The sequence below is a fragment of the Microbacterium sp. WHRI 7836 genome (assembly GCF_040223885.2).
Lineage (GTDB): Bacteria > Actinomycetota > Actinomycetes > Actinomycetales > Microbacteriaceae > Microbacterium > Microbacterium oxydans.
In genome coordinates, this window is the sequence record NZ_CP168171.1 from 1,150,486 (window position 1) to 1,163,793 (window position 13,308).

General features: G+C 70.6%; 11 protein-coding genes. 7 read left to right on the forward strand and 4 right to left on the reverse strand.

Annotation, left to right across the window (positions count from 1 at the left end; translation table 11 throughout):
* Window positions 1–8: 8 nt before the first annotated feature.
* The 7 genes from dhaK (at window position 9) to ABRP18_RS05480 (ending at window position 8,247) form a co-directional block, all read left to right on the forward strand.
* Window positions 9–1,001, forward strand: coding sequence for a dihydroxyacetone kinase subunit DhaK (gene dhaK / locus ABRP18_RS05450; protein WP_349885680.1), 993 nt, complete (start codon window positions 9–11; stop codon window positions 999–1,001).
* Window positions 1,001–1,645, forward strand: coding sequence for a dihydroxyacetone kinase subunit DhaL (gene dhaL, locus ABRP18_RS05455; RefSeq protein WP_046748867.1), 645 nt, complete (start codon window positions 1,001–1,003; stop codon window positions 1,643–1,645). The genes dhaK and dhaL overlap by 1 nt, the downstream gene beginning before the upstream one ends.
* Window positions 1,642–4,149, forward strand: a complete 2,508-nt coding sequence (ptsP, locus tag ABRP18_RS05460; RefSeq protein ID WP_349885681.1) for a phosphoenolpyruvate--protein phosphotransferase — start codon at window positions 1,642–1,644, stop codon at window positions 4,147–4,149. The genes dhaL and ptsP overlap by 4 nt, the downstream gene beginning before the upstream one ends.
* 155 nt (window positions 4,150–4,304) lie before the next feature.
* Window positions 4,305–5,591 (forward strand): hypothetical protein, encoded by a 1,287-nt coding sequence (locus tag ABRP18_RS05465; protein WP_349885682.1) that lies wholly within the window; start codon window positions 4,305–4,307, stop codon window positions 5,589–5,591.
* Window positions 5,592–5,727: 136 nt separating this feature from the next.
* Window positions 5,728–6,156, forward strand: coding sequence for a hydroxyphenylacetyl-CoA thioesterase PaaI (gene paaI / locus ABRP18_RS05470; protein ID WP_061017920.1), 429 nt, complete (start codon window positions 5,728–5,730; stop codon window positions 6,154–6,156).
* 23 nt (window positions 6,157–6,179) lie between these two features.
* Window positions 6,180–7,499 (forward strand): phenylacetate--CoA ligase PaaK, encoded by a 1,320-nt coding sequence (paaK, locus tag ABRP18_RS05475; protein ID WP_349885683.1) that lies wholly within the window; start codon window positions 6,180–6,182, stop codon window positions 7,497–7,499.
* A gap of 106 nt (window positions 7,500–7,605) precedes the next feature.
* Window positions 7,606–8,247 (forward strand): TetR/AcrR family transcriptional regulator, encoded by a 642-nt coding sequence (locus ABRP18_RS05480; protein WP_061017921.1) that lies wholly within the window; start codon window positions 7,606–7,608, stop codon window positions 8,245–8,247.
* 21 nt (window positions 8,248–8,268) lie between these two features.
* On the opposite strand, the gene paaZ is transcribed toward ABRP18_RS05480, so the two are convergent.
* The 4 genes from paaZ to ABRP18_RS05500 are packed head-to-tail and all read right to left on the reverse strand — an operon-like array spanning window position 8,269 to window position 13,188.
* Window positions 8,269–10,350 carry a phenylacetic acid degradation bifunctional protein PaaZ gene (paaZ, locus tag ABRP18_RS05485; RefSeq protein ID WP_082738552.1) on the reverse strand — a complete coding sequence of 694 codons (2,082 nt, stop codon included), beginning with the start codon at window positions 10,348–10,350 and terminating at the stop codon, window positions 8,269–8,271.
* Window positions 10,347–11,231 carry a 3-hydroxyacyl-CoA dehydrogenase family protein gene (locus ABRP18_RS05490; protein WP_058632478.1) on the reverse strand — a complete coding sequence of 295 codons (885 nt, stop codon included), beginning with the start codon at window positions 11,229–11,231 and terminating at the stop codon, window positions 10,347–10,349. The genes paaZ and ABRP18_RS05490 overlap by 4 nt, the downstream gene beginning before the upstream one ends.
* Window positions 11,228–11,998, reverse strand: a complete 771-nt coding sequence (locus tag ABRP18_RS05495) for an enoyl-CoA hydratase/isomerase family protein (protein ID WP_058632477.1) — start codon at window positions 11,996–11,998, stop codon at window positions 11,228–11,230. Before ABRP18_RS05495 ends, ABRP18_RS05490 begins: the two co-directional genes overlap by 4 nt.
* Window positions 11,998–13,188 carry an acetyl-CoA C-acyltransferase gene (locus tag ABRP18_RS05500; protein WP_349885684.1) on the reverse strand — a complete coding sequence of 397 codons (1,191 nt, stop codon included), beginning with the start codon at window positions 13,186–13,188 and terminating at the stop codon, window positions 11,998–12,000. Before ABRP18_RS05500 ends, ABRP18_RS05495 begins: the two co-directional genes overlap by 1 nt.
* Window positions 13,189–13,308 lie beyond the last annotated feature (120 nt).

A 13,308-nucleotide genomic window follows, 5' to 3' on the forward strand; every position in this document is an offset into this window, starting at 1 on the left:
ATCGAACGATGAAGAAGCTCATCAACGCCCCGGAAGACGTTCTCGTCGAGTCGCTGAGAGGCGTCGCGCTCGCTCACCCCGAGCTCTCCGTCGACCTGGAGACCCACGTCATCACGCGCGCCACGCCCAAGGCGCAGGGCAAGGTCGCGATCGTCTCCGGCGGAGGCTCCGGCCATGAGCCGTTGCACGGCGGTTTCGTCGGCACCGGGATGCTGGACGCCGCTGTCGCCGGAGAGATCTTCACCTCGCCCACCCCCGACCGCGTGCAGGTCGCGACCAAGGCCGTCGATCGCGGAGCGGGTGTGCTCCACATCGTGAAGAACTACACCGGTGACGTGCTGAACTTCGAGATGGCCGCCGAGCTCGCCGCCATGGACGGCATCGAGGTGGGCAGCATCACGGTGGACGACGACGTCGCGGTGCAGGACTCCCTGTACACCGCGGGACGCCGCGGGGTGGGCCTCACCGTGCTGCTCGAGAAGATCCTCGGTGCGGCAGCGGAGGAGGGGCGCGACCTCCCGGCCGTGGTCGAGCTGGCGAAGAAGGTGAACGGACAGGGCCGCTCGATGGGAATGGCCCTCACCAGCTGCACGGTGCCCGCAGCGGGCAAGCCCACCTTCGACCTTCCGGACGATCAGATGGAGATCGGCATAGGGATCCACGGGGAGCCGGGTCGGCATCGCGAACCCCTCGCCCCGGCTTCCGAGATCGCCCGGCAGCTCGTCGAGCCGATCCTGGCCGACATCGACGGCACCGGTCCTGCGATCGTGATGCTCAACGGCATGGGTGCGACCCCGCTGATCGAGCTGTACCTCATGTACGGCGAGGTCGCCGCGCTGCTGGAGAAGGCCGGAGTGCAGGTCGCCAGGAACCTCGTCGGCAACTACATCACCTCGCTCGACATGGCCGGGTGCTCGGTGACCCTGCTCAAAGCCGACGATGAGCTGCTGCGGCTGTGGGATGCCCCGGTGAACACCCCCGGTCTGCGATGGGGCGTCTGATGGCCGCGGTCGACACCACGCTCCTCGCCGACTGGATCGCACGCTTCGGCGCCGCCGTGACGGAGAAGCGCGACTGGCTCACCGAACTCGACTCGGCCATCGGCGACGCCGATCACGGGGCCAACATGGCTCGGGGCATGGGCGCTGTCGGCGAGAAGCTGTCCGCCGGCGCGCCGGCAACGGTGGACGAGCTCCTGAAGACGGTCGGCATGACGCTGGTGAGCTCGGTCGGCGGTGCCAGCGGGCCTCTGTACGGCACGTTCTTCCTCCGCATGGGCATGGCCGCGGGTGCCGTGTCCGATCTCGACGGCGACGCTCTCGCGGCCGCACTGCGGGCAGGGCTCGACGGTATCGTCGCGCGCGGCAAGGCCGAGGCGGGGGACAAGACGATGTTCGACGCGATGGCGCCGGCGGTCGACGCGATGGATGCCGCGCTCGCCGCGGGCACCTCCGTCTCCGACGCCGCCAGAGCCGCTGCGGATGCCGCGGCGGCAGGTCGGGACGCCACCCTCCCTCTCGTCGCCCGGAAGGGCAGGGCGAGCTACCTGGGCGAGCGCAGCGCCGGACACCTCGACCCCGGAGCGGCCTCGACGGCGATCCTCTTCGAGACGCTCGCCGAGACGATCGAGGACAGCGCCAGATGATCGGCATCGTCGCCGTCTCCCACAGTGCACGGCTCGGGGAGGCGGCGCTGGAGCTCGCCCTGCAGATGGTCCACGACGGCGAGGTGCGGGTGCGGGTCGCCGCCGGCGCCGGAGTCGACGCCGAGGGCGTACCGATCCTCGGTACGGACGCTGTCGCGGTGTCCGCCGCCATCGATGAGCTCGCCACGGAGTGCGACGGCGTCCTCGTGCTCATGGATCTGGGCTCAGCCGTGCTCAGCGCGGAACTCGCGGTGGAGCTGCGTTCGAGCGACGTGCCCGTCCGGCTCGCTCCCGCACCCTTCGTGGAGGGGCTTCTCGCCGCTGTCGTGTCCGCTGCGGCGGGCGGATCGCTCGACACCGTGGCGGCTGAGGCCTCTACGGCCCTGGCGGCGAAGACCGGCGCCCTCGGTGTCGAGGAGGCGCACGAGGCGGAGACCTCCGATGCTCCGAAGGACGATGACGCGCAGGTGCGACGAGTGCGGGTCCGCAACCCGCAGGGGATCCATGCGCGTCCTGCGGCACTGATCGCGAAGGCGTCGTCCGGCGCGGATGTGCGCGTGCGCCGGCTCCCCGACGGCCCCGACGCGTCGGCGGCGAGCCTGACGCGGCTGCTCGTGCTCGGTGCGCGGCAGGGGGACGAGATCGAGCTGACCGCACGGGGCGATGGGGGAGAGGAGGCGCTGGATCGCCTGGTCGCTCTGTTCGATGACGGCTTCGGGGAGGGGACCGAGGAGACCGGACCCGATGGCGACGCGACTTCGACCGCGATCGCACCCGCACCCGGTCTGCCGACGCGCGCGGATGAACCGAAATCGCGTGCGCAGGAGGAGCCGACGCGAACCGTCGCGCCGGGCGCCGTGCTCCGCGGGCGCGGGGTGAGCTCCGGCCGGGCCGCCGCCCCCGTCGTGCATCTCGCACCGCCGCTTCCCGAACCCGATCCGGACGTGCTGGTGCCCCCCGCCGACCGCGATTCCGAGGTGTCGGCGATCGAGTGGGCCGCCGTCGCGGTCGCCGATCAGCTCCGCTCACGCACGGCGCAGGCGACGGGAGAGACCAAGGCCATCCTCGACGCCTCGCGCCTGCTGGCCTCCGACCCCGAGCTGGTGTCCGAGGCGACGGCTCTGGTCCTCTCCAAGGGGCGCACCGCCGCCCGTGCGGTCTGGGAGACCGCCGTCGTCCACGAGAGGGCCCTCGCCGCGCTGGGGGGTCGGATGGCCGAGCGCATCGCCGACATCCGCGATGTACGCGACCGGATCATCGCCGAGATCCTCGAAGTCGACATGCCGGGTGTCCCCGAGCGCGACGATCCCTTCGTGCTGGTGGCCGCCGACCTCGCTCCCGCTGACACCGCTCTGCTCGCCGGGGGCCGATGCGTCGCCCTCGTCACGGTCCAGGGCGGACCGACCTCGCACACGGCGATCATCGCGCGCTCCCTGGGGCTGCCGGCTGTCGTCGGTGTCGTCGACGCCCAGGCGATCTCGGTGGGGACGATGGTCCTCGTGGACGGCGACCGCGGCACGGTGGAGGTCGCCCCGGCGGAATCCCGCGTCGCCGAAGCGCGCGCCTCGGCGACCGCTGTCGACTTCGACGGCGTCGGAGCGCTCTCCGACGGGCAGCGCATACCGCTGCTCGCCAACGTCGGAGGAGCGGCGGACGCGACGGTGGCGGCCTCGGCGCATGCGGAGGGCGTTGGACTCTTCCGCACGGAGTTCTGCTTCCTCGACCGCGCCGAGGCGCCGAGCATCGACGAACAGGTGACCGCCTATCGCGGCGTGCTGTCCGCCTTCCCTTGGCGCAAGGTCGTCGTGCGCACCCTCGACGCGGGGAGCGACAAGCCCCTTCCCTTCGCCAACTCCGACAGCGAGGACAACCCCGCGCTCGGCGTGCGCGGGCTGCGGATCGCCCGACGCCGCCCGCAGCTGCTCGATGATCAGCTGGTCGCCCTCGCACGAGCGGCTGCGGCGGAAGCGGCGGAGGTCGAGGTGATGGCTCCGATGGTCGCGACGGTCGACGAGGCCAGGGACTTCGCCGAACGCTGTCGGTCCGCGGGGCTCGACAGGGTCGGCATCATGATCGAGACCCCGTCCGCCGCACTGCTCGCCGCGGAGCTGTTCGAGGTCGTCGACTTCGTGAGCCTCGGCACCAACGACCTCGCCCAGTACACGATGGCGGCGGATCGGCTGCTCAGCGATCTGGGCGACCTCAACGATCCGTGGCAGCCTGCAGTGCTGCGACTCATCGCCGCCGTCGGTGCCGCAGGTCGGGCTGCCGGAAAGTCGGTGGGCGTCTGCGGCGAAGCAGGCGGCGACCCCGCGCTCGCTCCGGTCCTGATCGGCCTCGGGGTGACGTCGCTGTCCATGGCGCCGCGATCGCTCGGTCGCGTGGCCGCGCGCCTGCAGGAGTTGTCCGTCGATGACTGCCGACGAGCCGCGGAGGCAGCGGTCGGTACGAGCTCTGCGGATGCCGCGCGCGCTGCCGCTTCCTCGGCTCTCGTCGAGGGGTGAACGAGACGGTCCTGCCACGTCGTATGCGCATCTCGGCATGCGTTTCGTTCCATTCTGATATGGACATGGTCCAGAAGCGTGAGGGCGATGGATCCGGCTCTAGGCTCGTCAGCGAGGGGGCGTCGATCGTGGCGTCGCGAGCAATCGGAGGGTCCATGTCCACACGGTGGTCGTCACGAACTGTCCTGGGAGTGCTCACGGCGGGGGCGATCATCGCCCTGTCGGGGTGCGTGCCCGCACCGCAAGCCACACCGAAGCCGACTCCGGCAACCGAGAGCCCTGCTCCGGCGCCGTACGACGGTCCGACGGTGTTCGTCGGAGACCAGCTCGACTGGTTCCTGCCGAGCGCCGACGAGATCGCCGGTCTCCTCCCCGACGTCGGCGACGTGGGGTCGCCGTCACCGTCGCTGATCCAGATCTCCGACGGAGGCGGCCCCGAGCTCTCGCCGGCGATCTGCAACCTCTTCCTCTACGAGCCTTCCCAGGCGTCGATCGGCGCGCGCTCGGTCACGTGGACCAGCTCCCTCCCCGATGGGCGGGACGGCTGGATGCATGTGCTCCAGTTCGCGGACGAGGCGACGGCGCAGGGGCTGATGGACCGGTACGTCGAGGTGGCGAAGCAGTGTGCGGACTTCACCTACGGCAGCGGCGCGTCGACGTTCGACTCGACCACGCTCGACTCCGGGGATGGGATCCGCGCCGTCACCGGAGCGTTGGTGCTCGACGACGGACTCGGCGGCGGACACCGGCTCTACCAGGGGTACGCGTCGGTCGGCAACGTCCTCGTGAACTTCTGGCAGCCGTTCACCGGCGACGCCGCCTTCGACGCTGAGCGGGCCGCCGCGTTCCTGAGCGACCAGGCGTCCGACGCTCGGTCGCAGCTGATCGAGGAGTTGACCGCGAACCCGCCCGCGCCCGCAGCGACGCCGCCTGCTGTCGACCCTGCTGCGGCGTGGAGCAGCTGGCAGGTGAGCGCTACCGGGATCGGGCCGATCGTCCTCGGCTCCGACCTCGACGAGGCCATCGCGGCCGTCCCGGGAGCGACGGTGATCAGGCCGGAGTGGGACGGGGGGCAGACGCGGATCGTCAGTCCGGACGGTTCGGCCTCTGTGCTGTTGTGGACCGACGCGGGCGACTCCGTCGTCGATGCCGCATCCATCGGTTCCGCGAACGTCGGGAACGAGCCCCAGGAGGATCCTGCCGCGTTGCCGACGGCAGGCGAGGTGCGGATCGGCGACACCGTCGGCGAGGCCGAGGATGCGTTCCCCGGGGGCACGGCGATCCGTATCGTGTCCTCCGGCGAGTACGTCTATCAGTGGACGACGCGCGAGGGAGCGGCGATCCGGTTCCGCGTCGATCGCGACGACGGCGACCCGAGTGCCGTGATCACCGGCATCCTGACGGAGGATGCGACACTGCGCCGGCTTCCCGACTTCAGCTGAGGGGTTCGTCCACAGGCCGGGATCCCGGAGCAGACGAGGCTGACCTGCTTGACTAACTGAACGATCGGTCGGTTAGTATGAGCGGATCGGGTACCGCAGGTGCAGCGCCCGAACCCGCTCGACGAGGAGGTCGACGATGACGGAAGCGACGGCGCGGACGACGGACGACGCGCGCCCGAACCGCGCGATGATGGAGCGCGACCGCGCCTCGGCTTCGCTGGGCCTCGTGGTCGAACGCGATGACCCCGGCCACGCGGTCGTCTCGATGCGCGTGCGGGACGACATGACCAACGGCTTCCACATCACCCACGGCGGCTTCGTCTTCGCCCTGGCGGACACCGCCTTCGCGATCGCGTGCAACGAGGACGACAGGGTCACCGTGGCCGCCGGCGCGGACATCTCTTTCCTGAAGCCGACCGTATCGGGACAGACCCTCACCGCCACCGCCGTCCGACGGTCGCTCAGCGGACGCTCCGGCATCTACGACGTGACCGTGGTCGACGAACGCGGCGATCCCGTCGCCGAGTTCCGCGGGCGCTCCCGCACCACCAGCCAGACCTTCTGAACGCTCCGGAGAACCTCGTGTCGATGACGACCGCAACACCCTCCCACGTCCACCCGCCCGCATCCGCCGAGCTCGACGCGGAAGAGCGGATGTCGCCCGACGAGATCGCCGCGCTCCAGCTCGGTCGACTCCAGCAGACCGTGCGCCACGCCTACGCGAACGTGCCTCTCTACACGCGCAAGTTCGACGAGGCCGGCGTGCACCCGGACGACATCCGCACGCTCGACGACGTGCGGCTGCTTCCCTTCACGACCAAGGCGGATCTGCGCGAGACCTATCCGTTCGGGATGTTCGCTGTGCCGATGTCCGACGTCGCCCGCATCCACGCCTCCAGCGGCACCACCGGCCGCCCGACGGTCGTCGGCTACACCAGAGGCGATCTCCAGCGGTGGGGCGCGCTGGTCGCGCGTTCGCTGCGAGCCAGCGGCATCCGCCCCGGCATGAAGGTGCACAACGCCTACGGCTACGGACTCTTCACCGGCGGGCTCGGCGCACACGCGGGCATCGAAGCGCTCGGCGCGACGGTCATCCCGATGTCCGGCGGCCAGACCGCACGCCAGGTGCAGCTGATCCTCGACTTCGAGCCCGACGCGATCCTGTGCACGCCCAGCTATCTGCTGACGATCGCCGATGCGATGGCCGCGCAGGGAGTCGACCCGCGCTCCACCTCGTTGAAGGTCGCGGTTCTGGGAGCGGAGCCCTGGTCGAACGAGATGCGTCACGAGCTCGAGCAGCGCCTCGGCATCGACGCGCTCGACATCTATGGTCTCAGCGAGGTGATGGGGCCCGGTGTGGGCAACGAGTGCCTCGAGACCAAGGATGGTCCGCATGTGTGGGAGGACCACTTCCTGCCGGAGATCATCGACGGAGAGAGCGGCGCCGTGCTGCCGGACGGCGAACTCGGAGAACTCGTGTTCACCTCTCTGACCAAGGAGGCGTTCCCGGTCATCCGCTATCGCACCCGCGACCTCACCCGCCTGCTTCCCGGGACGGCCCGGCCCGGGATGCGGCGGATGGAGAAGATCACCGGCCGCAACGACGACATGATCATCCTGCGGGGCGTGAACCTGTTCCCCACGCAGATCGAGGAGCTGGTGCTGGGGATCGAGCAGCTGACCCCGCACTTCATCCTCGAGCTGTCGAAGGCGGGGCGCATGGACACGCTGAAGGTCCGCATCGAGCGGCACCCCGACCTGTCCGTCGAGACCTGCCGCAGCGCCGCGGAGGTGCTGGCGCAGCGGATCAAGATCTTCGTCGGATCGACGGTGGCCGTCCAACTCGAGGAGCCGGGAGCGCTGCCCCGGAGCGAGGGGAAGTACAAGCGGGTGTACGACCTGCGCTGATGCGGGCGATGCGGGCGATGCGGGGATTGACACGGAGAGTCGTCGCGCCCGCCTCGCGGTCGGTGCTCCCGCCCGCCCGCCGCTTCGAGTGCGAGACTGTGGGGTGATGTCCGAGATGCAGAGCACGCGACGAGGCCGACCGGGGTACGACCAGCAGGGGATCCTCGCCGTCGCCGTCGCCGCGTTCAACGAGTACGGGTACGACGCCACGTCGATCGGGATGCTCGCCGAGCGCCTCGGTCTGTCGAAGTCGGCGATCTACCATCACTTCGGCTCGAAGGACGAGATCCTCGACCTCGCTCTGGACGCGGCGCTGAGCGGCTTGGAAGCCGTGGTGGACGGCCCGATTCCCGACTCGGCTGCCGCTCAAGGGGCATCGAGCGCGGTCGACCGGCTCGAGCAGGTGCTGCGCGGCGCCGTCCGGGTGCTCGTGGAGCAGCTGCCGGCCGTGACGCTGCTGCTGCGGGTGCGGGGCAACACCGAGGTGGAGCGCAGGGCTCTCATCCGTCGCCGGGCGTTCGACCGTCGGATCACCGCTCTCGTGTCTGAGGCGCAGCGCGAGGGGGAGCTGCGGGCCGACATCGACGCGAGTGTGGTGGCGCGTCTGGTGTTCGGGATGATCAACTCGATCGTCGAGTGGTATCGGCCCGGCGGGCGCGAGGGCGCCGACCGTCTCGCAGACGACGTGGTGGCCATCGCCCTGGACGGCTTGCGCACGGACGATGGCGCGGGAGCCGCGGTCGTCTGACCGGGGCTCCGGCGCTCAGCGTCACGCCGCCGCACGCTCCTTCGCCACCAGGGTGAGCACGTCGTACGTGGCCACGATGTCATCGTGCTGGTTCTTCAGCACCGCATCCCACCGCACCTCCCCGTACTCGTCGGTCTCCCTTGGGGTGATCTGCTTCGCGGTCAGCTCGACCCTGATGTCGTCGCCGGGGGAGACGGGCGTGACGAATCGCAGATTCTCCAGCCCGGAGTTCGCCAGCACGGGGCCGGGAGCCGGGTCGACGAACAGCCCCGCAGCCCACGACACCAGCAGGTATCCGTGCGCCACGCGTCCGGGGAAGAACGGATTCGCGGAGGCAGCGTCCTCGTCCATGTGCGCGTAGAACGTGTCGCCGGTGAACGCCGCGAACGTCTCGATGTCGTCGAGGGTGACCGTGCGCGAGCCGCTGGCCACCTGATCGCCGACGTGCAGTTCGGCCAGCGACTTTCGGAACGGGTGCACGCCGTCGCCCCGCTCGTACGGGCGCGAGCTCGCGCCCTGGTGCCAGACTCCCGTGAGCGCGGTCATCATCTCCGGGGAACCCTGCACCGCGGTGCGCTGCATGTGGTGCAGCACCGCCCGGATGCCGCCGAGCTCCTCACCTCCGCCCGCGCGGCCCGGGCCACCGTGCACGAGGTTCGGGAGTGGAGAGCCGTGCCCCGTCGAGGTGCGGGCGTCGTCCCGGTCGAGGAAGAGGACGCGCCCGTTGTAGGCGGCCATGCCGGTGGCGAGGGCGACGGCCACCTCGGGGTCGTGCGTCGCCACGCTCGTCACGAGCGAGCCGCCGCCGCGAGCCACGAGGCTGCTCGCCTCGTCGAGGGTGCGATAGCCGACGATGCTCGACACGGGTCCGAACGCCTCGATCTCGTTCACGGCGGGGCTCGTGGGATCGGGGAAGCGCAGCAGCATCGGCGCCACGAAGGCGCCGTCGGGGGCTGCTCCTTCGGTGCCGTCGGCATGGCGGACGATCGGCGCGTCGGTCGTGCCGATCACCAGTTCGCCGCCTCCGGCCTGCAGGCGGTCGACCTGGCGCAGCACCTCCTCACGCTGCGCGGTGGAGGCGAGCGGGCCCATGGTCACCCCTTCGGCGCGCGGGTCGCCGAGGATCACGCGCGACGACAGCCGCTCGCGGACCGCGGCGATCACGTCGTCGACAGCTTCCGCCGGCACGATCGCCCGGCGGATCGCGGTGCACTTCTGCCCGGCCTTCGTGGTCATCTCGGCGACCAGCTGCTTGACGTACGCATCGAACTCCGGCGTGCCCGAGACGGCATCCGTTCCGAGGACCGACGCGTTGATCGAGTCGGTCTCGCTCGTGAAGCGCACCCCTCCCGTCTGCACGGCATCGTGGGCACGCAGGCTCTCGGCGGTCGACGCGGAGCCGGTGAAGGCGACCAGATCGCCCAGCCGCAGTTCGTCGAAGAGACCCGGCACGCTGCCGGAGACCAGCTGCAGCGACCCGTCGGGGAGGAGCCCCGATTCCACCATCACGCGCACCATGGCCTCGGCGAGGTATCCGGTGGGGGTGGCCGGCTTCACGACGGTGGGGACGCCGGCGAGGAACGCGGGTGCGAACTTCTCGAGAGACCCCCAGACCGGGAAGTTGAAGGCGTTGATCTGCACGGCGACGCCGCGGAGTCGCGTGTAGATGTGGCGGCCGAGGAACGAGCCGTCCTTGGAGAGGTTCTCGACACCCCCGTCGACGTACACTTTCGCGTTGGGCAGCTCGCGCCGGCCCTTGCTGGAGTACGCGAACAGCACGCCGATCCCGCCGTCGATGTCGACCCAGGAGTCCTGCGCTGTGGCACCGGTGCGGCTGGACAGCTCGTACAGCTCGGCCTTGCGCTCGGTGAGGGCGAGGGCGAGCTGCTTGAGCACCACGGCGCGCTGATGGAAGGTGAGCTCTCCCAGCGACGCCTGTCCCACGGTGCGGGCGTGGTCGAGCACGGGCCCCAGATCGAGCCCGTCGGTCGAGACGCGGGCGACGACCTCTCCCGTTGAGGCGTCACGGACATCCGTGGCCTCGGCGTCGGACGACGGCGTCCACCACGCTCCCTCGACGTAGCTGGGGAGGATCTCGATCATTTCTGTTCCCTTCCTGAGGCGTCCCATTCGTAGAAGCCGCGTCCGCTCTTGCGGCCGAGGTGGCCTTCGGCGACCAGGCGTCGCAGCAGGGCCGGAGGTTCGAAGCGCTCACCCAGCTGTGCGGAGAGGTACTCGGCGATGCCCAGGCGCACGTCGAGGCCCACGATGTCGGTGAGCCGCAGCGGACCGACGGGGTGCTTGTATCCGAGCGTCATCGCGGCGTCGATGTCCTCGGCGGAGGCCACACCTTCCTCCAGCATGCGGATCGCCTCGAGCCCGATCGCGACGCCGAGGCGGGACGACGCGAATCCGGGAGCATCGGCCACGACGATCGGTGTCTTGCCGATGGCGGCCACCCAGCCGCGGGCGGCATCGACGAGCGCAGGAGCGGTGCTCGCACCATGGACGATCTCGACGAGGGTGGAGGCGGGCACCGGATTGAAGAAGTGCATGCCCAGCAGCCGCGAGGGGCGATCGAGCACCGCAGCCAGCTCATCGATCGAGATGGACGAGGTGTTCGAGGCGATGGCGGCGTCCGGTGCGATCTGCGCCTCGACCCGACGGAGCGCGTCGACCTTGAGGGCGAGGTCCTCCGGAACGGCTTCGACGACGAGCGTGCACTGCGCGAACAGGGCGGCATCCGTGCCCGTGGTCAGGCGCGCCCGATAGGCCTCGGGGGAGTCGAGGGCCGTGCCGCGTGCGACCGAGGCGTCGATGGACTCGAGCACGCGTGCCGTGGCCGCCTCTGCCGCGTCGGCGTCGCGTTCGACGATGCCGACCCGGGAGCCGGCGAGCAGGAAGGCGTGCGCGATGCCCGCGCCCATACGTCCGCCGCCGAGCACCCCCACCTGTTCGGGCGCGATGAACGTGCTCTCGGTCATCGGTCTCTCCGTTCGAGGAAGTCGGTCATCCGTCGGAACTTCTCCGGGCTCTCGAAGAGCTCGGCCTGGGCTTCCAGATCGGCGGCGGGATGGTGGTCGCGGGGTGCCCGGAACACCCGCTTGGTCGCGATGGTCGCTGCGGGGTCGTTGCGGGCGATGCGGTCGACGATGGCGTGGGCGGTCGGCAGCAGGTCCGTCGTCTCGTGGATCGCCGAGACCAGCCCGATGCGCAGCGCCTCCTCTGCCTTCACCGTGCGACCCGTGAGCAGCAGCTCGATCGCCCTGGCGTCGCCGACGATCTCCTTGAGACGCCAGCTCGCGCCGGCCGCTGCGAGGATGCCCAGTCCGGTCTCCGGGTTGCCGATCGCGAGCGTCGGCGTCCCGATGCGGATGTCCGCCGCGTAGGCGAGCTCGGCTCCACCGCCGAGCGCGTAGCCGTCGATCGCCGCGATGACGGGCATCGGCAGTTCGGCGAGTCGGACGAACGCGTGAGCGTTGATCCCGCGCAGCGCGTCGGCGGCACGCCGTTCGCGCAGTTCGGCGATGTCGGCACCCGCCGCGAAGACCCCGCCGGCGCCGGTGAGGATCAGCGGGAGCGGCACGGTCTCCAGCTCGGTGCACAGCGCGTGCAGCGCGTCGATCGTGGCCTGGTCGATCGCGTTGCGCTTGTGCGGCCGATTGAGGGTGGCGACCACGCGGTCGTGACGCCTTTCGACGAGGAGGGGTTCGTCGTGCGCCTGCGTATCGCCGAGGGGAGACCGCGGCATCACACCTTCTCCACGATCAGAGCAGCGCCCTGGCCGACGCCGACGCACATGGTGGCGAGTCCGTAGCGGGAGCCCTCGCGCTCCATGCGTCCGAGGAGCGTGACCAGAAGGCGGGAGCCGGACGAGCCGAGCGGGTGACCGAGCGCGATCGCTCCGCCATCGGCGTTCACGCGGGATTCGTCCAGCCCGAGGCGTCGGAGGCAGGCGATGGACTGGGTGGCGAACGCTTCGTTGAGCTCGACGGAGCCGATGTCGTCGATGGAGAGCCCGGCGCGCTGCAGCGCCTTCTCCGTGGCGGGCACCGGTCCGAGGCCCATGATCTCGGGCGCGAGTCCTGCGCTGGTGCCGACGACGATCCGCGCCCGCGGTGTCAGCCCGTGCCGCTCGACCGCCTCCGCGCTCGCGACCATGATCGCGGAGGCACCGTCGTTGAGCGCGCTGGAGTTTCCGGCGGTGACGACCTGACCGCCCGCGACGACGGGCCGCAGTCGGGCGAGGCCTTCGAGCGTCGTCTCCGGTCGAGGGCCCTCGTCCACGAGCACCTCACCCGAGCCGACGGGGACTCCGACGATCTCCGCCTCGAACCGTCCGTCTGCGATCGCCGCGGCGGCCCGTTGCTGCGAGCGCAGGGCGAACGCGTCCGCCTCTTCGCGTCCGATGCCGTCGACGCGCGCGACCTCCTCCGCGGTCTCCGGCATCGTGTACGTCGCCTTCTCGCGGGCCAGGAGCCGCGGGTTCGGGAATCGCCAGCCGATCGAGGTGTCGAAGGCGGCGCCGGGCTTCGCCCATGCCTTCTCGGGCTTGGCCTGCACCCAGGGTGCGCGGGTCATCGATTCGACGCCGCCGGCGATGATGAGGTCGGCGTCGCCGGCTCGGATCGCCTGAGCGGCGATCGTGACGGCGGACATGCCGGAGGCACACAGTCGATTGACCGTGATGCCGGGGACGCTGTCGGGAAGGCCGGTGAGCAGGACCGCCATCCTGGCGACATTGCGGTTGTCCTCGCCCGCCTGGTTCGCGGCGCCGAGGATGACCTCGTCGATCTCGGCCTGGAGGGGGTCGACGCCTGCGCGTCGCGCGGCCTCGCGGACGACGATCGCTGCGAGGTCGTCGGGACGGACGGAGGCCAGGGCTCCGCCGTAGCGACCGACCGGGGTGCGTACGCCTCCGACGAGGTAGGCCTCGGTCATGCGGAACTCCTGACTGCGTTGTCTCGACGGGTTGCCCGTTGTCCGGACGATCGGCCCGAATTACTGACCGATCGTCCGGTAATTATGTCACAGGTGTGGCCGGCGCCGCGATCGGGGCGG

Coding starts and splice junctions, on each gene's coding strand:
- paaK (WP_349885683.1), top strand. CDS start 6,180: ATGACGACCGCAACACCCTCCCACGTCCACCCGCCCGCATCCGCCGAG.
- paaI (WP_061017920.1), top strand. CDS start 5,728: ATGACGGAAGCGACGGCGCGGACGACGGACGACGCGCGCCCGAACCGC.
- paaZ (WP_082738552.1), bottom strand. CDS start 10,350: ATGATCGAGATCCTCCCCAGCTACGTCGAGGGAGCGTGGTGGACGCCG.
- ptsP (WP_349885681.1), top strand. CDS start 1,642: ATGATCGGCATCGTCGCCGTCTCCCACAGTGCACGGCTCGGGGAGGCG.
- ABRP18_RS05500 (WP_349885684.1), bottom strand. CDS start 13,188: ATGACCGAGGCCTACCTCGTCGGAGGCGTACGCACCCCGGTCGGTCGC.
- ABRP18_RS05490 (WP_058632478.1), bottom strand. CDS start 11,231: ATGACCGAGAGCACGTTCATCGCGCCCGAACAGGTGGGGGTGCTCGGC.
- ABRP18_RS05480 (WP_061017921.1), top strand. CDS start 7,606: ATGTCCGAGATGCAGAGCACGCGACGAGGCCGACCGGGGTACGACCAG.
- ABRP18_RS05465 (WP_349885682.1), top strand. CDS start 4,305: ATGTCCACACGGTGGTCGTCACGAACTGTCCTGGGAGTGCTCACGGCG.
- dhaL (WP_046748867.1), top strand. CDS start 1,001: ATGGCCGCGGTCGACACCACGCTCCTCGCCGACTGGATCGCACGCTTC.
- dhaK (WP_349885680.1), top strand. CDS start 9: ATGAAGAAGCTCATCAACGCCCCGGAAGACGTTCTCGTCGAGTCGCTG.
- ABRP18_RS05495 (WP_058632477.1), bottom strand. CDS start 11,998: ATGCCGCGGTCTCCCCTCGGCGATACGCAGGCGCACGACGAACCCCTC.